Genomic DNA, 22,436 nt, shown 5'->3' with positions numbered 1-22,436 from the left:
ATAGCCAGAGAGTTATCGATCGCCATGTCACAGCCCCACGAGATCCTCTTCAAAACGCTTGCCGATCCGACGCGACGGGCCATCTTCGAGCGGCTGTGTCGCGACGGAGACCAGACCGTCGCGGCCCTGACCGCTCGGGCCGGGGTCTCACAACCGGCCGTGTCAAAGCATCTTGGGGTGCTGAAGCAGGCCGGATTGGTGCGCGACCGCCACGAAGGCCGCAACACGCACTACAGCGCGGAGTTCGGCGCCCTGGCGCCGCTGATCGACTGGACAAACCAAATGGCTGGGTTCTGGCAAAGCCGGTTCGACAACCTCGAAGATCTGCTCAAAAGGATGGACCAATGACCAATACCGAGACCGAAACGCGCGCCGTCATTGTTGAACGGGAGGTCGCTTTTCCGCCGGAAAAGATCTGGCGCGCGCTCACCCAATCACACCTGATCGAGGAGTGGCTGATGAAGAACGATTTCAAGCCAGACGAGGGGCACCGTTTCAATCTGAGCGCGGACTGGGGGACGGTCGACTGTCAGGTCCAGGCAGTCGAGCCCAACAAGACGCTGTCTTACACGTGGGATACCAAGGATCTCAGAAGTGTCGTCACGTGGACGCTCACCCCTACGAGCACAGGGACCCATCTGCGCATGGAGCAGTTGGGCTTCCGGCCGGACCAGCAGCAGTACTACCAGGGCGCCCAACACGGGTGGCAGCGGTTCTTTGCGAAGCTGGAGCAGGTCCTGGCGCGGATAGAATAGCCGTGCCGGCGCCATAGGCATCTGCGGGCGAAACGCCATGCCCAACAAGACGTCTGTCAACGAAACAAGGTAGCAAAAAAAGGCCGTCAAGCGGGTCGCGCGATCCGCTTCAACTCGTCTTCAGAGGAGGTGCTCATGAACTGCAACACGTGGATTCGGCAATTCCACCGCTGGCTGTCGATCATTTTTACGGCGGTCGTCGCTGCCATCTTCATCACCCTGGGGGTAGGTGTCGAGCCCGCCTACTGGGTATATCTCATGCCGCTGATCCCGCTCGGCTTGCTCATGCTCAGCGGTCTCTATCTGTTCGCGTTGCCCTATGCCACGAACTGGCGCAGCGGACGACGCACGGCGTAGAAGCATGAGCACGGTGGACGACAAGACGCACGCGAACCCACCCACAGCCGAAATTCAAATGCCCGAGTTCGGGTAGCTGTCTTGCCCGGTTCGCTTGACAATGGGGTAAGGCTGCGCGACGCCAGACGGGTGTGGCAAGTCGGGTGCGGCAAGTCGGGTTGGCATGGCGACAGTGGCAAAGACGCTGAACAGCATTTCGCGGCCGCGCTTCGGCGAGGGCGCCGCGTTCGGGACCAGGCTATGACCAAACCGCGCTCGCGCCGCGGCGGCGGCCGTCCGACGATCGCCGATGTCGCGCGCAAGGCCGGCGTCGGCGCCATCACCGTCTCCCGCGCCTTGCGCGAGCCGGGGCGCGTTTCGGAGGATCTGCGCCGCCAGATCCTGGCGGCTGTCGATGAGCTCGGCTATCTGCCCGATCCGAATGCGCGAGCATTGGCTTCGGCGCGCGCCGAGGTCTTTGGCGTGCTGGTGCCGTCGCTCACCAACAGCGTCTTTGCCGAAGTGCTGCGCGGCATCTATGACAGCCTGTCCGACAGCTCCTACCGCATCCAGTTCGGCAACACCCATTATTCCGGCCTCGAGGAGGAACGGCTGCTGCAGGTGTTCGGCCCGCAGCGCCCGGCGGCGCTGATCGTGGCGGGCATCGACCAGACGCCAGTTTCGCGAAGACTGCTCGAGACGGCCGGCTGCCCGGTGGTGCAGGTCATGGAGACCGGCCCCGATCCGGTCGACATGATGGTCGGCTTCTCGCATTTCGATGGCGGCAGGGCGGCGACTGAGCACATGATCGAAATGGGCTATCGCTGCATCGGCTTCATCGGCGCGCGCATGGACCCGCGCTCGCAGCGGCGTCTGGCCGGCTATCGCGCGGCGATGGAGGCGGCCGGCCTGTTCAACTCGCGGCTTGTCACCACCACGCCGGTGCCGTCCAGCGTGACGCTCGGGCGCGAATTGTTTCGCGACGCGCTGGCCAAGATGCCGACGCTGGACGGGATTTTCTGCAACAATGACGACATCGCGCTCGGCGCGCTGTTCGAGTGCCACCGCGCCTCGATCGCCGTGCCGAAGACGATCGGCATCACAGGCTTCAACGATCTCGACATGATGGAAGTGGCTTTCCCCTCGGTCACCAGCGTCCGGACGCCTCGCTACGAGATCGGCCGGCTGTCGGTCGCCATGGCGCTCGCGGCGATTGCAGGCAAGCGGCCGCAACAACCGGTCGTAGACCTTGGCTTCGAACTCAAGCGCCGTGAGAGCACTGCCCGCTGAAAGCGCTTGCAGGCATCGCCAAATGCCGCTTTACTCCACGTCATGGTAGCGCTACCAGTTATACCCAGGCGAAAGCTCGCGAAACAGCGAAAGTCTGTTTATTATATATAAGCGACAGCTGATGCTTGTTTATTATGTATAATATGATAGTTTTTATTCCGGTTTACTGAGCCACGAGGGAGGAGATCGGGCTGGCATTCGGCCACCCTGAAAGCGCGACGGCAAGGCAGGAGGTGCCGAGCCAGGCACGCGAGACGCGTAAGAACAATCAGAAACTGCAACTGGGAGGAATATCGATGATCAAGTCACTCGTAGGTGGCGTCGTCGCCGCCACTGCATTCGTCATGCTGAGTTCGTCGGCGCTCGCCGAACCGGAAATCGTCGCAGGCCCATCCGCCGAGCCGGAATGCTTCGCGCCATGGGCCGCCGACACGCAGTTCTTCAAGTTCCCCAAGAAGGAAGGCCCGTACCGCATCGCGCTCGCCAATGGCTACATCGCCAACACCTGGCGCATCCAGATGGTGCAGACGGCAAAAGCCTATGCGGCGCAGCCGGAAGTCGCGGCCAAGCTCAAGGAATTCAAGGTCGTCTCGACCGGCGAAGACGTGCCGGCGCAGATTTCGGCGATTAATAATTTCATCGATTCCGGCTATGACGCGATCGTTGTCAACGCGCAGAATCCGACGGCGTTCGGTCCGGTCATCAAGCGCGCCAAGCAAGCCGGCGTGGTGCTGGTCGCCTTCGACAACATCCTCGACACCAAGGACGCCATCAACGTCAACGTCGACCAGAAAGGCCTTGGCGAATTGTGGGCCAACTGGCTGATCAAGCATATCCCCAATGGCGGCAAGCTCCTCGAGGTGCGCGGCGTTGCCGGCACGTCGGTCGACACCGACCGCCACAACGGCATCCATGAGGCCCTCGACGCTTCAGGCAAGAAGTGGGAGGTCACCGAAGTCGTCGGCAAATGGGACGACGGCGTGGCGCAAAAGGCTACGGCCGACGCGATCGCCACCAACGGTCCCTTCGACGGCGTCACCGGGCAGGGCGGCGACACCGGCATCGTCCAGGCGATGATCGACGCCAAGCATCCGTTCGTGCCGTTCGGCGGCGAAACGGAGAATGGCTTTCGCAAATTCTGCGCCAAGTTTGCCTCAGAAGGGCTGAAATGCTCGTCGGCCGGAACCGGACCCGCCCAGGTGGCGGTCGCCATCAAGACGGCGATCGCCGCGCTCGAAGGCCAGGTCGTCCCGCAGGCGGTGAAGCTGCCGCTGGCGATCGTCGAGGATCCGAACTTCAAGGAGGGCGAGGACTATTTCCCCGACCAGTCCGACAATTTCTTCGTCGGCAATTCCTTCCCGACCTGCGGCATCAATTTCACCGCGCAGGAAATCATGGGCCAGAGCAAGGAGAACCAGTAGGCTGGTCGCTCGGCGCCGCGGGTATTCCGCGGCGCCGGTCCCGAAGAACAAGCGCCTTGGGAGGGGCCGATGGACGGTGCGGTTCCGCTCTTCCGCATGGAGGGCATATCCAAGCGCTATGGCGGTGTGCGGGCGCTGGAAAAGGCCGAGCTTTCGGTCACGCCAGGCAGCATCCACGCCATCCTCGGCGAAAACGGCGCCGGCAAATCGACGCTGATCAAGGTCATGGCCGGCGTCGTCGCGCCTGACGAAGGCCGCATGATGCTGGACGGAAGCGAGGTGAGCTTCGCGTCGCCGGCCGCGGCCAACCAGGCCGGCATCGTCTGCATCTTCCAGGAATTGTCGCTCGTCCCCGAACTCAGCGTCGCCGACAACATCGTCATTTCCGATCCGCCGAAACGGTTCGGCATGATCGACCGCAAGGCGCAGCGGCGCATCGCGGAAGAAGCCCTGGCTCGTGCAGGCGCCGCCGACATCCACCCGCTGGCGCTGGTCAAGGACCTTCCGCTTTCAAGACGGCAGATGGTCGAGATCGCAAAAGCACTTGCCAGGAAGCCGCGCATCTTGATCCTCGACGAGGCGACCTCGGCGCTGACCGCGGCCGACGTCGCCAAGATTTTTGGCGTCTTGAAGCGGCTGCGCTCGGAAGGGTTGGCGCTGCTCTACATCTCGCATCGGATGAACGAGATCGCCGAACTGGCCGACCAGTGCACGGTGTACCGCAACGGCCGCAACGTCGCCAGCTATGCTGCGGGCTCGAAGAGCGACAATGAAGTCGTCGAGCTGATGATCGGCCGCGAATACAGCCATATTTTTCCACCGAAGCCGGTGCGCGCCCCGGCTATAACCGCTCCGGTGCTTGAGGCGCGAAAACTGTCGTGGACCGACCGGCTGGACAATATCTCGCTCACGGTCGGGGCAGGAGAGGTCGTCGGCCTCGGCGGTCTCGACGGCCAGGGCCAGCGCGAATTGCTGCTCGCCTTCTTCGGCGTGCTGCGCGGCCTCAGCGGCCAGATACTGATCGACGGCAAACCGGTGGCGATCGCCAGCCCGGCCAAGGCCCGCGGTGACCGGATCGGCATGGCGCTGATCCCGGAGGACCGCAAGACCGAAGGCCTGATGCTGCCGATGACGGTGCGCGAAAACCTCTCCTTTGCCGCACTCGACCGGTTATCCAGGGCCGGCATCATCGACCGTGCCGCCGAGCAGCGGCTGATCGACGAAATGGTCGCCCTGCTGGCGATCAAGACGGCCGGCCTCGACATCCCGGTTGGCGCGCTGTCCGGCGGCAACCAACAGAAGGTGGTCATCGCCAAATGGCTGATGCGGCAGCCGCGCATCATCCTGCTCAACGACCCGACGCGCGGCATCGACGTCGGCACCAAGCAGGAACTGTATCAGCTGATGCGCAAGCTTGCCGACCAGGGCGCGGCGATCCTGTTTTACTCGACCGACTATGACGAGCTGATCGGCTGCTGCGACCGGGTGCTGGTGCTCTATGACGGAGCGGTCAAGCGCGAGCTGGTCGGCGCCGAAATCACCGAGCGGGCGCTGATCGCCAGCGCGCTCAACATCCATGGCGAAGAGATGCCCGTCAGCCAAGGAGCAGACGCGTGAAGGATTGGCGCTACTGGCTTGCCGAACAACGCGGAACGCTGCTGGCGTTCGGTATCTTCATCGTGATGTTCACGATCTACACCTCGAACCATCCGGCCGGCTTTACCGCCAATGTCGTGCAGACGGCTTCCAACAAAGGCGTGCTGCTTGCCTTCGTCGCCATGGCGCAGACGCTGGTGGTGATCACCGCCGGCATCGACCTTTCCGTCGGCATGATCTTTCTGCTGACCAATTGCCTGGCCTCATGGCTGGTCATCGGCACCGGCATCGAGACCGCCTTCGGCGTCGTCGCGGTGCTCGGCACCGGACTGCTGTGCGGGGCGATCAACGGCGCCATCGTCATCTACGGACGGCTGCAGCCGATCGTCACCACCATTGCCACCGGCGCGGTCTATTTCGGCATCGCGCTGCTGCTGCGACCGTTCCCGGGCGGTTCGGTCAACGAGGATCTTGCCGACGCGCTGACCGGGCGGCTGTTCGGCGTGGTGCCGGCGAGCCTGGTGGCGCTGCTGGCCATCGTGCTCGTCGTCTGGGTGCCGTTCAGCCGGTCGGTGCTCGGCCGCGCCGCTTACGCGGCCGGATCGTCGGAGATGGCAGCCTACATGTCCGGCGTGCCGATCCGCCGGGGAAAATTCGCCGCCTATGCGCTGGCCGGCCTGCTCGCCGCGATCGGCGGGCTGTTCCTGACCTTCTTCACCTATACAGGCGAGGCGGCCTATGCCAGCGGCAATGCCTATACGCTGTTCTCGATCGCCGCCGTGGTGCTCGGCGGCGTCTCATTGTTCGGCGGCAAGGGCAGCGCCATCGGCGCGATTTTCGGCGCGCTCGCCTTCCGCACCATCGGCGACCTGCTCTTCGTCTTCGATTTCGATCCGCTCTGGCAGCCGCTGTTCCAGGGCGTCATCCTGCTGATCGCCGTCAGCCTCGGCGCCTTCGCCCTGTTCAGGGTCCGCAACCGGCTGGAGTGGTTCCTGTGAGCGAAACGACCATCGCCGGCATCGCCGGCCGCATGCCGAAATTCATCCGCCGCGCCGACCCTGCGGTGCTGACCGCCTTTGCCTGCATCGTGCTGCTGCTGTTTGTCGGCAGCCTTTATTCGCGCAGCTTCCTGTCGCCGGAATATCTGCTGCAGCAGCTCAAGGTGGCGTCGTTTCTCGGCGTCATCGCCACCGGAATGATGCTGGTCATCCTGCTTGGCCAGATCGACCTGTCGGTGCCGTGGTCGGTGGCGACGGGCGCGATGATGGCCTGTGCGGCCGCCGCCTACGGCCCGCTCGGCGTGGCGCTGGCGATCCCGTTCGGCATTTTCTGCGGCGTCGCGATCGGCATCGTCAACGGCATCGGCGTCGCTTATCTGCGCATTCCCTCGATGATCATCACGCTCGCCACCAATGCCGTCGCGCAAGGGCTGATGGTGGTCTATACCGGCGGCTTCTCGCCACAGGATTCGGCGACCCGGGCGATGCGCTATCTGGCGACCGGCTTTGCCATTCCGGGCGTGCCCAACGCCGTCGTCATCTGGGCGCTGATCGGTGCTGCGATGGTTTTCGTGCTGACCCGCACCGGCTTCGGCCGCACGGTCTACGGCATCGGCAACCGCGAGCGCGCCGCCTACCTCTCCGGCATCGACACGCGGCGCGTGGTGCTGATCGCCTTCGCCGTATCCGGCGGGCTCTCCGCCTTCGGCGGCGTGCTTCTGGCCGGCTATGCCTCCAAGGCGGCGCAGTCGATGGGCGACGCCTATCTCCTGCCGTCGATCGCTGCGGTGGTGCTTGGCGGCACCTCGATCCTCGGCGGCCGTGGCTCCTATCTCGGCACGGTCGCGGGCGTCATCCTGATCACGCTTTTGCAATCCATTCTTTCCGTCATGCAGATGCCGGAGGCGGGGCGGCAGATCATCTATGGCGTCGTCATCGTCGCCATGCTCCTGCTTTACGGCCGCGCGCCGGCCAGCCGCTGACCCGCATCGTGGACCAAAAGACAGCACAAATGCAGAGCGATCGCATTCGGCCCGCACCGGCCGTCGTGGTGATGGGCGTCGCCGGCTGTGGCAAGTCGGCCGTCGGCGAAGCGCTGGCGGCCGCATTGGGCGCTGTCTTCGTCGAGGGCGACAGGCTGCATCCACCGGAAAACGTCGCACGCATGGCAAGCGGCGAGCCGCTGACCGACGCACTGCGCGAAGGCTGGCTCGACGCGATCGGCCAGCGCATTGCCGGACCGGTCGGCGATGGGCAGAGCGTCGTCGCCGCCTGCTCGGCGCTCAAGCGCAGCTACCGCGAGCGTCTGCGCGGCTTTTGCCAGGACATTTTGTTCCTCTACCTGGAAATCGATCCGGCGACGGCAAAGCAGCGTGTCGGCTCCCGCCAAGGCCATTTCATGCCGGCAAGCCTGGTCGACAGCCAGTTCGCCACGCTCGAAGCGCCGGCAGCCGACGAGAATGCATTGACGCTCGATGCAACGCGCCCGATCGCCGACATTGTCGGCGACGTCATAAGCCTGTTCGAGGCGAATTCATGAGGGGTGGCCGGCGCCGATGTCGCTTCAGGACGCCAGATCAGATCTGCGAGGTCAGTTCGACTGGAAAATCGTCATTGTCGGCGTCGCGCATGGCGGCGAGGCTGCGATTGTCCAGCACCTCGGCGATCGCATGGCGCACCTCCAGCATCATGTTCCGGACCTGGCATGTCGCCTCGTCGCAATCATCGCAGCGCTGATATTGGGTGCGGCTGGCGCAAGGGATCGGCGCCAGCGGCCCGTCGAGGACACGCACGACATGGCCGATCTTTATCTCGGAGGCCGGCCGGGCGAGGCGATAGCCGCCTTCCTTGCCCTTGCGGCTCTGGACGAACCCGGCATTGCGCAATTCGCCCAGAATGGCATCGAGGAATTTCTTCGGGATGTTGTTGGCGACGGCAATGTCGTTGACGAACGCCAGCTGGCCGACCGGCAAGCCTGACAGATGCACGAGGGCCTTGAGGCCGTATTTGCCTTTTTTGGTAAGCATGCCCGATTCAGTTCATGAAAACCCCAACCGCCCGCATCTGGCGGTTGTTTGTGTGCAAATCATGACGTTTTGGCGCGCGATGCAGTTTCGCGAAACAAGCCGTCCGCGGGCACAGTAGGCACAAACACGTTGATTCTTCGTGACGTTTTGGACGGCGCGCTAGGAACGTGCGGGAAATCACCTGTCCGGAGCGCGAAAAACGAAGAAGGCCGGCAAAAGCCGGTTTTCTATCGATTTCGAAGATCGCTTGCTTCAGCGGCTGCCATAGGTCTGGTCGAGCAGTCCGCCGGCGGCGAAATGCTCGGCCTGGATCTTGGCCCAGCCGCCGAAGACATCTTCGACCGTCAGCAGCCGGACGTCGGGAAACTCGGCCTTGTATTTGGTGGCGACCGCCGCGTCGCGAGCCCGCAGGCCGTTGCGGGCGGCGATGTCCTGGCCCTGCGGCGTGTAGAGGAAGTCGAGATAGGTCTTGGCGAGGTCACGCGTGCCATGCTCGTCGGCGACCGTGTCGACGATCGCCACCGGAAACTCCGCCAGCAGGCTGACCGAGGGCGTCACCTGCTCGAACTTGTCATCGCCATACTCCCTGCGGACGCCGCGCGTTTCCGACTCGAAGGTGATCAGCACGTCGCCGATCTCACGCTGCACGAAGGTGGTGGTGGCGGCGCGCCCGCCAGAGTCGAAGATCGGCACGTTGTTGAACAGCTTGGTGACGAATTCCTTGACCTTGGCGTCGTCGCCCTTGAAGGCCTCCTTGGCGTAGGCGGTGGCCGCGAGATAGGTGTAGCGCGCATTGCCCGACGTTTTCGGGTTGGGGAAGATCACCTGGACGTCGTCGCGCACGAGATCGTTCCAATCCTTGATGTTCTTCGGGTTGCCGGCGCGCACCAAAAAGGACGGCAGCGAATAGAAAGGCGAGGCGTTGTCGGGGAAGTCCTTCTGCCAGTCGGCGGAGATAAGCCCCTTCGAGACCAGGAAGTCGATGTCGAGGACCTGGTTGAAGGTGACCACATCGGCGCCGAGGCCTTCGGCGATGGCACGCGCCTGCGCCGACGTCCCGGCATGCGACTGGTCGACGGTCACGCCGGGGTGCTCTGCGACGAAGGCCTTGTTGATCTGCGCAAACAGTTCGCGGCCGACATCATAGGACGCGTTCAGCAATTTGTCGGCCGACCAGGCTTGGGAGGATGCGAGGAACAGGCCGGCCAATGTGGCGACGCCAAGCAAAAATCGCTTCATGAAAACAGGACTCCGATGCAGTGCGCTTATTGCCGAACCATAGCGGCAAGGGATGGTGGGCGACGAGACACGAAGAGCGGCTTCACCACGCCATCGCGAGAAAAATGTTCCCATTCCAGGCCGTTGCTAGGATTTTCTTTCACCCGGAGTCTTGCGAAGCACCTGGGCAGCAGTCCCCATGCGTTGGCAAGACGATTGCATCGCGACACTGTCTGGCATTTTACAAATGGTAAAACAAAGGAGCCATCGCTATGCCCCAGCGCCGCCATTCCAAGACTCCGCCGAAAGAGGCGAAACTGTTTCGCAACAATCGCAGCCAGGCGGTGCGCATTCCTGTCGAGTTCGAGCTCTTCGGCGAAAAGGTCTTGATCAGCCGTGAAGGCGACCGCCTGGTCATCGAGCCGGTCCGCAAACCTGGCCTCTCGGCGCTGCTCGCGCAATGGGCGCAAGAGCCACCGCTCGGTCCCGAGGACGACTTCCCCGGAACCGACGATATGCCTGTCAAATCCGAAAGAAATGCGGCTCATGCTGGACACCAACTTGTCAGCGACATGATCCGAAACCCGGCGGGCAGAGCCACTATTGGCCAAAACGACCTTTTTATTGCTGCCCACGCCTACGCGCTGGACACCACCCTGGTAACCGCCAACATGGGAGAGTTCAACCGGATCAAGGGCCTGAAGGTCGAGAACTGGCTGAGTAGCGCCGGAAGGGGATCAAGCAGCCGGAAAAAGCTTCCAGCGCCGCGGCCTGAACGCCACCCGGCTCTTCTGCGCCGCCGGATGGTCGACCGGCAGCTCGATCTCGACCCGCTGGCGCTCGCCGCCGATTTCGAGCTCCACCCGTCTGGTGCCGGCGACGCGGCGGCTGGCGGCGACCGTGCCGGCGATGCAGCCATTGCATTCGTCCACCAGGTCGACATCGTGCGGGCGGAAGAACAGCGTTGCTTCGCCCCGCGGCGCCTGCGGCGCCGACAGCCCGATCGGGCGATCGGCGATCCAGACCTGGCCGTCCTCGACCTTGACCGGAAGCGCGCTCGATTCACCGATGAAGCCGTAGACAAAGGGCGAATTCGGCGTGTCGTAGATTTCGTCGGCGGTGCCGACCTGCTCTATGCTGCCCTGGCTCATCACCACGACGCGGTCGGCAAGCTCGAGCGCTTCTTCCTGGTCATGGGTGACAAAGACCGTGGTGTGGCCGGTGGCGTCGTGGATGTCGCGCAGCCAGCGGCGCAATTCGCGGCGGACCTGGGCGTCGAGCGCGCCGAACGGCTCGTCCAGCAAAAGCACGGCCGGTTCGATCGCCATCGCGCGGGCTAGCGCCACGCGCTGGCGCTGGCCGCCCGAAAGCTGAGCGGGATAGCGCTTTTCCAAGCCGGAAAGCTGGACGAGGTCGAGAAGCTCTGAGGCACGGCGGCGGATTTCCTGCGCCGACGGCCGTGACGGTCCGTGCCGAACTTTTAGGCCGAAGCCGATATTGTCGGCGACCGTCATATGGCGAAACAGCGCATAATGCTGGAAAACGAAGCCGACATTGCGCTGCTGGATCGACTTTTGCGACGCATCCTCCTCGCCAAAGAAGATCTTGCCTTTCGTCGGCCGCTCCAGCCCGGCGATCAGCCTGAGCAGCGTCGTCTTGCCGGAGCCGGATGGCCCGAGCAGCGCGATCAGTTCGCCGGACTTGATGTCGAGCGAAACGTCGTGGAGGGCCGGAAACCGCTCAAACTCCTTACGCACGTTGGCAACGCGAACTTCCATCAACCGTCCCTTTTTTCAGTGTCCGCGCGTCGCGGCGAGCTCGGCGCCGTAGCGCATCTCGAGAAGTGTTTTCAAGACCAGCGTGACCAGCGCCAGGCCGGCAAGCAGTGAAGCGACGGCGAAGGCGGCTGCGGCATTGTATTCGTTATAGAGGATTTCGACATGCAGCGGCATGGTGTTGGTCAGTCCGCGTATGTGGCCCGACACGACGGAGACCGCGCCGAACTCGCCCATGGCGCGGGCATTGCACAACAAGACCCCGTAGAGCAGCCCCCATTTGACGTTGGGCAGCGTTACGTACCAGAACGCCTGCCAGCCATTGGCGCCGAGCGACAGCGCCGCCTCCTCGTCGCCGTTGCCCTGTTCCTGCATCAAGGGGATCAGTTCGCGGGCGACGAACGGGAAGGTGACGAAGATGGTGGCCAGCACGATGCCCGGCACGGCAAACAGGATGACGATGCCATGCGCCTTCAGCCAGGCGCCGAACAGGCCTTGCGCGCCGAATAACAGCACATAGACCAGGCCGGAAATGACCGGCGATACCGAAAACGGCAGGTCGATCAGCGTGGTCAGGAAGGCCTTGCCCTTGAACTCGAACTTGGCGATCGCCCAGGCGGCGGAGACGCCGAAGACGATGTTGAGCGGCACCGAGATCGCCGCCACCAGCAGCGTCAGGTGGATCGCCGAACGCGTGTCGGGATTGGTCAGCGCCTCGGTATAGGCACCGATGCCCTTTGCGAAAGCCTCGTTGAAGACGACGATCAGCGGCAACAGCAGGAAAATGCCGAGGAAGGCAAAGGTCACGATCATCAGCACGGCTTTCGCCGGGCGGCTCTCGGTCACTGCCGCCGACTGGCTTTCGTGGTGCGGTGCGTAGGATTTGATCTCCGGATCAGCCATAGCGCTTGCGGCTCCACGTCTGCACCAGATTGATGACCAGCAGCATCACGAACGACAAAGCGAGCATGATCGCCGCGATCGCGGTCGCCGCCGCATAGTTGTATTCCTCCAGCCGGATGACGATCAGAAGCGGCGCGATCTCGGATTTGTAGGGCAGGTTGCCGGCGATGAAGATGACGGAGCCGTACTCGCCGACACCGCGCGCGAAAGCCAGCGCGAAACCGGTGACGATGGCCGGCGCCAGGCCCGGAAGCAGAACCCGGGCGATTGTCTGGAAGCGATTGGCGCCGAGCGTGGCAGCCACTTCCTCGACCTCCTTGTCGATCTCCTCCATGATCGGCTGGACGGTGCGCACGACAAAAGGCAGGCCGATGAAGATCAGCGCGATGACGATGCCGAGCGGCGTATAGGCGACCTTGACGCCGAGCGGCGCCAGCAGACTGCCGAGCCAGCCGTTCGGCGCGTAGAGCGTGGTCAGCGCGATGCCGGCGACCGCCGTCGGCAAGGCGAAGGGCAGGTCGACCATGGCATCGACGATGCGACGGCCAGGAAAGCTGTAGCGCACCAGCACCCAGGCAACGATCGTGCCGAAGACGACATTGACCATGGCGGCAATGAAGGCGGTGCCAAAGCTGATTTCAAGCGCGTTGATGGTGCGGCGGTCGGTGGCGATCGCCCAGAAATCGGCCCAGCCAAGCGCGGCCGATCGCCAGATCAGCCCTGACAAGGGAATGAGGATGATGAGCGTGAGGTAGGCAAGCGAGAAGCCGAGCGTCAATCCGAAACCCGGAATGACGCTCGGCTGTCTGAACCGCCACCCCGCCTTGGCGGGTGCTGTGGTCATGTCGTCCTGATCTAGAGTCTAGCTAACTGGGTCTACTGGGCCGGCTTGTAGATCTGGTCGAATATACCACCGTCGCCGAAATGGTAAGGCTGTGCTTTCTTCCAACCGCCAAAAAGCGGATCGTCGATGGTGATCAGCTTGATCTCAGGCAGTTTCGCGAGGTCCTCGGGCGGTACCAAATCCGGCTTCGACGGGCGATAGTGGTTCTTGGCGATCAGCGTCTGGCCTTCCTTGGAGTAGAGGTAGCTCAGATAGGCTTCGGCGACTTTTCGCGTGCCCTTGGCATCGACATTGGCGTCGACCACGGCGACCGGCGGCTCGGCCAGGATCGAGGTCGGCGGGTAGACGATATCGAAATTGTCGGCGCCGAATTCGTCGAGCGCCAGATAGGCCTCGTTTTCCCAGGCCAGCAGCACGTCGCCGAGGCCTTTTTGCGCGAAGGTCACGGTTGCGCCGCGCGCACCGGTGTCGAGTACCGGAACATGCGCGTAGAGATTGCCGACGAATTCCTTGGTCTTGGCCTCGTCACCGCCATCCTTGGCGTTGGCATAGGCCCAGGCGGCGAGATAGTTCCAGCGTGCGCCGCCCGAAGTCTTGGGGTTCGGCGTGATCACCTGGACGTCGTCCTTGACCAGATCGCCCCAGTCGTTGATGCCTTTCGGATTGCCCTTGCGGACAAGGAAGATGATGGTCGAGGTGTAGGGCGCCGAATTGTTCTCGAACTTGGTCCGCCAGTCGGGATTGATCTTCTTCGATTTCTCGACGATGGCGTTGATGTCGCCTTCTAGCGCCAGCGTCACCACGTCGGCGTCGAGGCCGTCGATCACCGCGCGGGCCTGCGCGCCCGAGCCGCCATGCGACTGCTGGACGGTTACCGTCTCGCCGGTCTCGGCCTGCCAGTGGGCGGCGAAGGCCTCGTCGAATTGCTTGTAAAGCTCACGCGTCGGGTCATACGACACGTTGAGGATGGTGGTATCGGCGAACGCGAAACCGAGCGTGCCGAACTGGACAGATGTGGCGACCAGTGCGCCGAGCAGTTTCCTGAAATGAGGATTGGTCATTTCCGCCTCCGTTGAGATCACCTCAATCTACTGAATTGGTAGAAATTAGATGCATTCAATGTTGCTTTTTTTGGCCTTATGAAGCAATTTTTCGCCGGCTTTCGGCATCACGAAGAAATTCTTTCCACGCAACGCTGCAGTGCCGAATCCGGGCACATGAAGCAATCTATCTAGAGACAGGTCGCGCCTCGGCAATGGCCTGAGGAGTCGAGCGTGTCCTGCTTACTCGCCGACCTAATGGAAAGCCAATTCCCTGAATCGCTTGGCGCATTCTATTCAACGAACACTTTCACGCTGGCCGCGCGCCCGGCCGCGTCGATCACGGTCAGGGTCGAATAGCCGGCGCCGTCCGGCTGCCAGGTCGCGGTGCGCCGCCGGTCGAGGCCGACCAGGGGCTTACCGTTGGCCAGCCAGCGAAACGGGGCGCGGCCGCCTTGCAGCTTCAGCACCAGCGGCGTGGCGTCGGCGGCGGTGGCGCCGAGATCGACGTAGGCGCCGTCGGGCGGAAAGATGATCGTCGGCGCGGGCTCGGTCGGCGTCGCCTGGACCAGGCCGTCGGCGCCAGAACCGAAGCGCGCCAATGTCACCGGCAGATCGTCGCGCCTGGGCCTGGTGACGCCGGCCGGCTGGCCCGGCAGCGGCACGGCAGCCAGGCCGGAGCGGACAAAGCCCTCGAACAGGATCGGTGCGGCCGAGGCATAGCCGGACAGGCCGGGCACCGCGCCGGCGTCGGGGCGGCCGACCCAGACGCCCAGCACGTAGCGCCCGTCGAAGCCGACCGACCAGGCATCGCGGTAGCCGTAGGAGGTGCCGGTCTTGTAGGCAATGCCGCGCTGGGCGGCGCCCTCGGGCGGCTTGACGCCCGACAATATGTCGGTGATCTGCCAGTTCGCCTGGTCGTCGAGGACGGTAGCGGTCGAGCGCTTGGCATTCGCCGGCTCGGTGCCGTCATGCAGCGTGTGTGCCTTGCCGACATTGGCGAGCCCGGCATAGAGCTGGACGAGGTCGCGCAACGTCACGCCGACGCCGCCAAGGCCGATGGCGAGACCCGGCGCCTTGTTGACGGGCAGGATCGGCGTGACGCCGGCCTGCCGGAAGCGCGCGAGCAGCCGCGCCGGCCCGACCGCGTCGAGCACACTGATCGCCGGCACGTTGAGCGACAGCTGCAGCGCCTGCCTGATGCTAACGTCGCCCTGATAGCCCATGTCGAAATTCTTCGGCCGATAGCCGGAGAAATCCGTCGGCCTGTCATCGATCAGCGTTTCCTGCGCCACCAATCCCTGCTCGAAGGCGAGCCCGTAGATGAACGGTTTCAGCGTTGAACCGGGCGAGCGGACGATCCTGGTCATATCGATCCAACCAGAGCGGCTGGCGTCGAAATAGTCGGCAGAGCCGACTTCGCCGAGGATGTCGCCGGTGCGGGCGTCAGCCAGCACCATGGCGACGGACAGGCGAGGGCCGAGCCTGGCGGCGGCAGCCCTGGCCACCTGTTCCAGCCCTTTCTGGACACTCTTGCGGATCGTCAGCCGCAGCTTGTGGCCGGGGACGGCCCGGGGCAGCACTGCATAAGCGGCATGGGCGGCGAGTGCCGGCAGCGGGCGGCGGCTGGCGGGAACATCGTCGAGCGCGGCACGTGCGGCCTCGCGCTCGCCGAGCAGGCCTGATGCGACCATGCGCGTCAGCACCCGGTCGCGGGCGGCGTGAGCGATTGCCAGGTTGCGGTCGGGCCGGCGCTTTTCCGGCAGTTGCGGCAGCGCGACGAGCAGCGCCGCCTCCGAGACGTCCAGCCGCTTCGGCTCCTTGCCGAAATAGGCCAGCGAGGCGGCGCGCACGCCTTCGAGATTGCCGCCATAGGGCGCCAGCGTCAGATAGCGTTCGAGGATCTCGCCCTTGCTGAGCCGCCGCTCGATCTGCAGGGCGCGCAGCAGCTGCTTGAGCTTGGAGCCGAGGCTGCGGCTGTCGCGCGGTTCGGTCAGCCGGGCGAGCTGCATCGACAGCGTCGAGCCGCCGGAGACGATACGGCCATTGGTCGCGAACTGGCCGGCGGCGCGGGCCAGCGCCAGCACGTCGACGCCTTCATGATCCCAGAAGCGCTTGTCCTCGTAAGTCACCAGCATGTCGACGAACTGTCTGTCGACCTGGTCGAGGCGGGTGGCGAGCCGCCAATAGCCGTCCGGCGTGGCGAAGGCCCGCAACAGTTGGCCGTCGCGGTCTTGGACTTCGGTCGATACCGTCAGCGCCGCCGGCAGCGGCGGCGGAAAGGCGCGGTCGAGCTGCCAAAGGGTGGCGGCGGCGATTGCTGCGAAGCCGGAGAGGGAGGCGGCGGCGATGGCTGAACGGCGCAGGAATTTTTTGGAGAGCACGGCGCTGCCCCTCATCCGCCTGCCGGCACCTTCTCCCCGTATAGCGACGGGGAGAAGGGGGCTGTCACGGCCCACGGCGGCTTTTCTGCAGCGTTCGAATTTGGCGAAAACTTCGGCGCAGGCGTCTTTCTCCCCGTCACTATACGGGGAGAAATGCCCGGCAGGGCAATGAGGGGCAGCGCCATCGCCATGTTCCTGTTCGCCGCCTTACGGCGCCCTAACCTCCATCATGCCGGTCGCGGTGCGGGCCGAATATTGCGGCCGGTACATGTCCTCGACGGTTGCCGCCGGGTGGGCATAGGTGCCCGGCGTCACCGCACGCACGACATAGGCGAGCGTGATGTTGCGGTCGCCTTCGCCGTCGTTCGGATTGAAAGCGGCGACGAAACGGTCGTCGCGGAATTCGAGATGGGCGGCGTCGGTCTGGGCCAGCCAGGAGAAATTCGACAATTGGGCGCTGGAAACCAGGCCCGGATTGTCGATCTCGAAGCCGGCCGGCAGCAGATCGGTGATCACCAGCCGCGACGGCCATTTGTTCTGCTCATAGACATTTAGCACGACGACATAGCGTTCGTTCTGGGTCGCCTGCGTGACATTGGCTTCGGTGCCGTCGAGCTTGTAGTAGGTGCGGCCGATGGTGAAGCCGTCGCCGCTGGCCGGCAGCGGCTGGATCGGCGAGGCCACCGTGGTGACGACCGCCTGCAACGGGTTGCTGCCGGTGTTGGCGACGGTCAGCGGACTGTCGGCAATGTCGCTGCCGGCGATCTGGTCCGAATAGGCGCCGGCATGCGGCGCGCCATTGATGGTCAGCGCGATCGCATCATTGCCGGCCTTTAGGGCACGCGCCGCCAGCAGCATCCAGGACTCGTCCTGCGTGCTGGTCCATCTGACGGCGGCGCGTTCCTGCGTCACCCGCTTGATCAGCACCGGCACGATCGTCGGCACCGGCTTGGATTCGGCGGCAAGCACCAGCATCGCCGCGCCGTCACGCAGCGGCGAGCCATAATCGGACCTGTAGTAGTCGTATGCCGAGGTCGAATTGGCCAGTTGCAGGGCGGCCTGGAAGGTGGCTTCCGAGCGCTGCGTATCGCCATAGAGCGCCAGGCCCGCCGCCAATTGGGCGACGGCCATCGGGCTGGTAAAGGCTTCGAGCTGGGTGTCGGCATAGTAGCGCAGATCGCCGATCGAGGCCTTCTTGTTGCGGGCCAGCACATAGAGCGCATAGGCGATCTCGCTGCCGCGATCCTTGACGTCCTGGTCATAGCCGATCGCGTTTTGCAGATTGCTCAACGCCTGGTTCATCGCCAGCGCCGGCACGTCGTATTTCTGCTCGCGCGCCCGGGTCAGGAAGTCGGTGACATAGGCGTCGAGCCACAAATCGCCGGAGCCCGGAGCCCACAGGCCGAAGCTGCCGGCCGAGGCCTGGTAGCTCAGCACCTTGTAGATGGCGTCCTGGATGCGGCCGTGCAGATCGGCGTCGCTGGCCATGCCGACGCCCGACGCCATCTCGTTGACATAGAGCAGCGGCATGGCCCGGCTGGTGGTCTGCTCGGCGCAGCCATAGGGGTAGCGGTCGAGCGTCATCAGCAGCGAGGGCACGTCGAAGGCCGCCGCCTGTGAAACGCCGACGCTGACCGAAGCACCGTCGAGCAGGCTTGCCGCCAAGAGCTCCTTGTCAACGCGCAGCGAGCCGCCTTTGCCCTTGAGGTCGACCACCATACGGGTGGTCACCGGCAATTGCGCCGGCCGCACCGGAACATAGAGCGTCTGCTCGACAGCGGTGCCGTCGGCATGGGCGAGCTTGATGGTGATCGAGGCGTTGCCCGGCGTTTCAGCGATCAGCGGCACGGTCAGCGTCTGCCGCTTGCCCTTGGCCAGCGTCAGCTTTTCGGGCAGGGCGGCATCGCCGGTCGAAAGATCGCCTGACGTGCTTATAGACAGCGCATAGTCGCCCTCCGGACCGTCGGCGTCGGTGACATCGAGCCGCATGACGGCCGAATCGCCGGGCGCCAGGAAGCGCGGCAGGCCGGCGGTGATCACCACCGGATCGCGCACGATCACGTCGGATTGGGCATGGCCGACCCCGTCCTCGGTCCAGGCGACGGCCATGACGCGCACGGTGCCGTTGAACTGCGGGATGTCGAAGTCGACCCGCGCCTTGCCGTCGGCGTCGAGCTGGACCGGACCGGAGAAGAAGGCGACCAGCTTTTCGGTCGGCGGGCTGCCTTGCGACTGGATGTTGGCGCCGTCGCCGCCGCTGCGCAGCTTGCCGGTCGTGCCCAGCGAGCCGTCGATCAGGCGGCCGTAGAGGTCGCGTACTTCAAGGCCGAGCATGCGCTGGCCGAAGAACCAGGTCTCCGGATCCGGCACCTTGTAGTTGGTCAGGTTGAGGATGCCGACGTCGACGGCCGCGACCATGACATAGGCGTTGGCGCCCGGCTGCACGCCGGCCACCGAAACCGGGATCGACAGCTGCTGGCGCGGCATGGTCTTGTCCGGCGGCGTCAGGCTGACGGCGAGTTTTTTCGAGCCCGGATCGACCTTCAGCCATTTGACGCCGATGGCGCGCGCCGGCATGCGGGTTTCCTGCGCATCACCCGGCCTGAACAGCGTTGCCGTGACATAGGCGCCGGCGCCCCAGTCGTCGCCGACCGGGATGTCGATGGTGCTGCCGCCGGCCGGCACGCTGGCGGTGACGGTCTTCAAGAGCTTGTCGGCGCCGATGGTGACGAGCAGCTCGCCGGCAAAATGCGGCGACACTTTGAGCTTGGCCACTTCGCCCGCCGCATAGCTGTCCTTGTCGAGGGCGATCTCGAGGCCATCGGGCGTTTCGGTGGTGGTGGAGCTGACATACCAGCCGGCGTCGAACTCGTAGCTGGTCGCCGGGCCCTCCGGGTCAGACGTCTCGATCTCGAGTCGGTAGCGGCCCCAGTCGACCGGCAGCGAGACCGTGGCTTCGCCGTCGGCGGTCAGGTCGACCCGGCCGCTGGCCACCGACTTGGTGAAGGTGACCGGCTCATAGTTCCAGGAATTGCTCGAGCGGTACCATTGGTAGTTGCGTTCGACCTTGACCAGCGACCATTGCGCGCCCTGCAGCGCCACGCGCTTGCCGTCGGGGTCGACGGCAACCAGGCTGAACTTCGCCGTGCCGCCTTGCGGCACCTCGTCGCCGTCGAAATCCGGGCGGATGCCGATCATCTGGCCCTGCGGCCGGATGGCGATGTTGAGCGAGCGTTCGACGGCGCGGCCGCCGGTCTCGCGCATCCTGACCGTAACCTTGGCGTCGACCAGCCTGGTGGTCGAGGGCAACTGGTCGACGGAAACCGGGAAGGTCGCCTCGCCGTCGTCGCCGACCACCGGCAGGCCGGTGAACGGGGTGACTGACGGTTCCGCCGACTGCTCGTCGGCGAGGCCGAAGGAATAGCCCTTGAAGCGGTCCCAGTCGCGGGTGGTCGACAGCGTCAGTTCGCCTTCGAGCGCGAGCCCGGCGGCCGGCGCGCCATAAAGGAAGCGGCCGTCGACGGTAACGTTGGCGGTTTCGCCCTGCGCGATCTCCTGCTTGTCGGAGGACAGGTCGAACTCGATGCGATCCGGCACGAAATCCTCGACCAAAAACATCTGGCTGACGACCGCCGCCTGCTTGGGGTCGGTGTGGATCGCCACCGTCCAGGTGCCGCGCATGGCGTTGGCTTCGAGCGGCAGGTCGACGGCGTGGCCGCCGGCCGATGCGCCGTCGCTGACGATGCGGCGGTTCTCGACGCCGTCGGGACGGGTGAAGATGAAGGTCAGCGGCAGGTTCTCGACCGCCTTGGCGGCGCTGTCGCGGGCAAGTGCTGCGACATGGACGTCCTCGCCGGCGCGGTAGATGCCGCGTTCGGTCCAGGCATAGACGTCGAGCGCGCCCGGCGCCGGACGCCCGGTGACGCCGCGATCGGAAAGATCGAAGCCGGCGCGGCCCATGTCGAGGAAGACGAAGTCGCTGTCACCCTGCCTGGCTGTCAGCACGGCCGGCACCATGCCGCCGTCGCCGCGCGTCAGTCCGGGGTTGAAGACGGCGCGGCCTTCACCATCCGTGGTCGCGGTGCCGAGGATCTCGTTGTTCCTGGCCAGCAGCGTCAGTTCAGCACCTGATATCGGCTTGGCGGTTGCGAGCGAACGGGCAAAGACGTTCAGCCCGTCCTGCCCGGTATAGGTCGACAGGCCGATATCGGAGACGACGAACCATTGCGTGGCGCGCGAATCATAGTCGTCGTCGTTCTCGTCGACCGGTTGCGCGGTCAGCACATAGACGCCGGGCTTGCGCTGCGGCAGCGCCTCGTCGACCGGGAAGGAGGTGGTGACTTCCTTGTTCAGGTCGTTGGCGATGTCGAGCTGGCCCTGCCAAACCGGCTCGCCCATCTGATCGGAAATGTTGGAGATGTCGTAGCCGTCAAGCTGGCGCAGGAACTGGTAGCCGGACAGAAGCTGGGTCAGCGAGCGATCGCCGATGCGAAAAAGCTTCATTTCGGCGGCGCTCATGTTGACGGTGACGACCGGGATGCCTCGGCGGGCGCCGGCCGGCAGCACGAAGCTGTCGCCGGTGAAACGGGCGGACGGGGCGCGGTCCTGCACATAGATCGACAGCACCACAGGGGTGGAGATCACCTCGCCGATGGCGGCCGGCAGGCCGGGACGGAAGGTCACGTCGTAATGCTGGCCGTGCTCGAGCCCCTCGACGCAGATCTGCTTGTCCTTGGCCTCGACGCCCTTGGGGGCGGCGTTGTCGACAGTGACGAATTGCGCGTAGTCGACGCCGGTCTTGACCAGGTCTTCTGAAAATTGCGCGCAGATGCGTGGCGCGCTGGTGTCGGCGTCGACCGTGTGATCGACGACGCGGAAGCCCTTGCGCGCCTTGAGGTCGTGGTAGGCGGCCGTGACCCAGGGCGAACTGACCAGCGCGAGGCTCGCTTCGTAGGCCTGCAGGGCCGGCCGAGCGAGGTCGCGGCGATCGAGCCCGTCGCCAAGCAGTGCCAGCGCTTCGGCACGGGTTTTTGTGGTGCGCAGCAATTTGTAGGCGTTGAAGCCGGCGGAGGTGGCGTTCGCCGGCAGGGTCGACGCCTCGGCGCTGTTGGCGGTCGGCTGCACGGCAAGTGTTTCCCGCGCCAGTTCAAGCCAGAGTTGGCCATCGTCGGGCAATACCGAAACCAAAGCCTCGTATTTTTGAACGGCCAAGCGGTGGTCGCCGGTCTGCGACGCTTGCCTTGCCGCCTCCCGCAGCGCCGTCAGTCCTTCGGTGGGCTTGGTGTAGGCCGGGCCGGTGAGCCTGTTGCGGTATTGCTGGGCCTGGTCGGCCATCCAGGCGGGGAAGAAGGCGAGCGCCGGCGGCGCGCCGATGTCGGGGTCGCCTTCGACGTTGACGACCTTGCCGGCGACGGCGCCCTTGAAGGGCTTCAGCGTGTTATAATCGGATTTGAGAAAACACCATTTGGCCTTGGGGTTGTAGGTGAAGGCGCGGCAGGCGGGATCGCCGAGACATGTCGTCGTGCACTGATCGAGGCTGACGTTCTGGTCGGATCTGAGATCGAAGCCGAAATAATCGGAATTGTCCGATGTCACCACCCGGCGCGCTTCGGCCGCTTGCGCGACACTGCCCCAAGCGAAAAAGAGAAGAAAAAGAATCGACAGACCACGAGCCGCGCGCATTGCCATGACACCCCTCCGGACACTGCTTACGTTACGTCCACGTTACGCCCAGACATGTTCAAGCTTCGGTCCAGCTTGTCAACACAAGGACGCGGCAGGTTCCCGCCTGCCAACGGTTTCCTTTCCGGCCGATGACCGGTAGTACCTCCACAGGACAGGGATCACGC

17 protein-coding genes and 2 pseudogenes are annotated in these 22,436 nt (G+C 64.5%); 11 read left to right on the top strand and 8 right to left on the bottom strand.

All coding sequences use genetic code 11. The features are described 5' to 3' along the window. Window positions 1-24: 24 nt before the first annotated feature. The 9 genes from AC0L2K_RS10000 to AC0L2K_RS09960 all read left to right on the top strand — a co-directional run bounded on the left by AC0L2K_RS10000 (window position 25) and on the right by AC0L2K_RS09960 (window position 7,936). Window positions 25-348, top strand: coding sequence for an ArsR/SmtB family transcription factor (locus tag AC0L2K_RS10000; RefSeq protein WP_128175152.1), 324 nt, complete (start codon window positions 25-27; stop codon window positions 346-348). Next, on the top strand, window positions 345-755 hold the full coding sequence (locus AC0L2K_RS09995) for an SRPBCC family protein (protein WP_023798657.1): 411 nt from the start codon (window positions 345-347) through the stop codon (window positions 753-755). Before AC0L2K_RS10000 ends, AC0L2K_RS09995 begins: the two co-directional genes overlap by 4 nt. A 135-nt stretch (window positions 756-890) precedes the next feature. Beyond that, on the top strand, window positions 891-1,112 hold the full coding sequence (locus tag AC0L2K_RS09990) for a hypothetical protein (RefSeq protein WP_473531236.1): 222 nt from the start codon (window positions 891-893) through the stop codon (window positions 1,110-1,112). Between the two features lie 240 nt (window positions 1,113-1,352). Further along, window positions 1,353-2,381, top strand: coding sequence for an HTH-type transcriptional regulator GntR (gene gntR, locus AC0L2K_RS09985; RefSeq protein ID WP_473531235.1), 1,029 nt, complete (start codon window positions 1,353-1,355; stop codon window positions 2,379-2,381). Between the two features lie 296 nt (window positions 2,382-2,677). Continuing rightward, on the top strand, window positions 2,678-3,802 hold the full coding sequence (locus AC0L2K_RS09980; protein ID WP_027154324.1) for a sugar ABC transporter substrate-binding protein: 1,125 nt from the start codon (window positions 2,678-2,680) through the stop codon (window positions 3,800-3,802). 69 nt (window positions 3,803-3,871) lie between these two features. Beyond that, window positions 3,872-5,419 carry a sugar ABC transporter ATP-binding protein gene (locus tag AC0L2K_RS09975; RefSeq protein WP_128175115.1) on the top strand — a complete coding sequence of 516 codons (1,548 nt, stop codon included), beginning with the start codon at window positions 3,872-3,874 and terminating at the stop codon, window positions 5,417-5,419. Continuing rightward, on the top strand, window positions 5,416-6,396 hold the full coding sequence (locus AC0L2K_RS09970; RefSeq protein WP_023798662.1) for an ABC transporter permease: 981 nt from the start codon (window positions 5,416-5,418) through the stop codon (window positions 6,394-6,396). Before AC0L2K_RS09975 ends, AC0L2K_RS09970 begins: the two co-directional genes overlap by 4 nt. Then, a complete protein-coding gene (locus AC0L2K_RS09965) occupies window positions 6,393-7,379 on the top strand; it encodes an ABC transporter permease (RefSeq protein WP_023798663.1) in 987 nt (328 codons plus the stop codon). The genes AC0L2K_RS09970 and AC0L2K_RS09965 overlap by 4 nt, the downstream gene beginning before the upstream one ends. Window positions 7,380-7,408: 29 nt before the next feature. Beyond that, window positions 7,409-7,936, top strand: a complete 528-nt coding sequence (locus tag AC0L2K_RS09960; RefSeq protein WP_128175119.1) for a gluconokinase — start codon at window positions 7,409-7,411, stop codon at window positions 7,934-7,936. Window positions 7,937-7,973: 37 nt separating this feature from the next. On the opposite strand, the gene AC0L2K_RS09955 is transcribed toward AC0L2K_RS09960, so the two are convergent. Together AC0L2K_RS09955 and AC0L2K_RS09950 are read right to left on the bottom strand one after the other, a co-directional pair. Continuing rightward, complete coding sequence (locus tag AC0L2K_RS09955; protein WP_027154320.1) at window positions 7,974-8,423, bottom strand: RrF2 family transcriptional regulator; 450 nt, start codon at window positions 8,421-8,423, stop codon at window positions 7,974-7,976. A 252-nt stretch (window positions 8,424-8,675) separates the two neighbouring features. Then, complete coding sequence (locus tag AC0L2K_RS09950; RefSeq protein WP_091600295.1) at window positions 8,676-9,662, bottom strand: sulfate ABC transporter substrate-binding protein; 987 nt, start codon at window positions 9,660-9,662, stop codon at window positions 8,676-8,678. Window positions 9,663-9,913: 251 nt separating this feature from the next. Here AC0L2K_RS09950 and AC0L2K_RS09945 point away from each other — a divergent pair. Both AC0L2K_RS09945 and AC0L2K_RS09940 read left to right on the top strand, forming a co-directional pair. Next, window positions 9,914-10,174, top strand: a pseudogene (locus AC0L2K_RS09945) (antitoxin); the annotation flags it as partial. A gap of 66 nt (window positions 10,175-10,240) precedes the next feature. Beyond that, window positions 10,241-10,360 (top strand): annotated as a pseudogene (locus tag AC0L2K_RS09940) (type II toxin-antitoxin system VapC family toxin); the annotation flags it as partial. Between the two features lie 18 nt (window positions 10,361-10,378). Here AC0L2K_RS09940 and AC0L2K_RS09935 read toward each other — a convergent pair. The 6 genes from AC0L2K_RS09935 to AC0L2K_RS09910 all read right to left on the bottom strand — a co-directional run bounded on the left by AC0L2K_RS09935 (window position 10,379) and on the right by AC0L2K_RS09910 (window position 22,275). After that, entirely contained in the window at window positions 10,379-11,419 is a 1,041-nt protein-coding gene (locus AC0L2K_RS09935) for a sulfate/molybdate ABC transporter ATP-binding protein (RefSeq protein ID WP_128175126.1), read from the bottom strand. Window positions 11,420-11,434: 15 nt separating this feature from the next. Then, on the bottom strand, window positions 11,435-12,319 hold the full coding sequence (cysW, locus tag AC0L2K_RS09930) for a sulfate ABC transporter permease subunit CysW (protein WP_023798668.1): 885 nt from the start codon (window positions 12,317-12,319) through the stop codon (window positions 11,435-11,437). After that, entirely contained in the window at window positions 12,312-13,163 is an 852-nt protein-coding gene (cysT, locus tag AC0L2K_RS09925; RefSeq protein WP_027154317.1) for a sulfate ABC transporter permease subunit CysT, read from the bottom strand. The genes cysW and cysT overlap by 8 nt, the downstream gene beginning before the upstream one ends. A gap of 32 nt (window positions 13,164-13,195) precedes the next feature. After that, window positions 13,196-14,224: a sulfate ABC transporter substrate-binding protein gene (locus AC0L2K_RS09920; RefSeq protein WP_473531234.1), complete on the bottom strand. Its 1,029-nt coding sequence runs from the start codon at window positions 14,222-14,224 to the stop codon at window positions 13,196-13,198. 272 nt (window positions 14,225-14,496) lie between these two features. Further along, window positions 14,497-16,602: a penicillin-binding protein 1C gene (gene pbpC, locus AC0L2K_RS09915; RefSeq protein WP_473531233.1), complete on the bottom strand. Its 2,106-nt coding sequence runs from the start codon at window positions 16,600-16,602 to the stop codon at window positions 14,497-14,499. Between the two features lie 192 nt (window positions 16,603-16,794). Next, entirely contained in the window at window positions 16,795-22,275 is a 5,481-nt protein-coding gene (locus tag AC0L2K_RS09910; protein WP_473531232.1) for an alpha-2-macroglobulin family protein, read from the bottom strand. Window positions 22,276-22,436: the final 161 nt, after the last annotated feature.

The sequence above is a fragment of the Mesorhizobium sp. WSM4817 genome, from assembly GCF_055811135.1.
The sequence above is the reverse complement of the archived record's forward strand: the minus strand, read 5'-3'. Positions and strand labels throughout refer to the sequence as shown.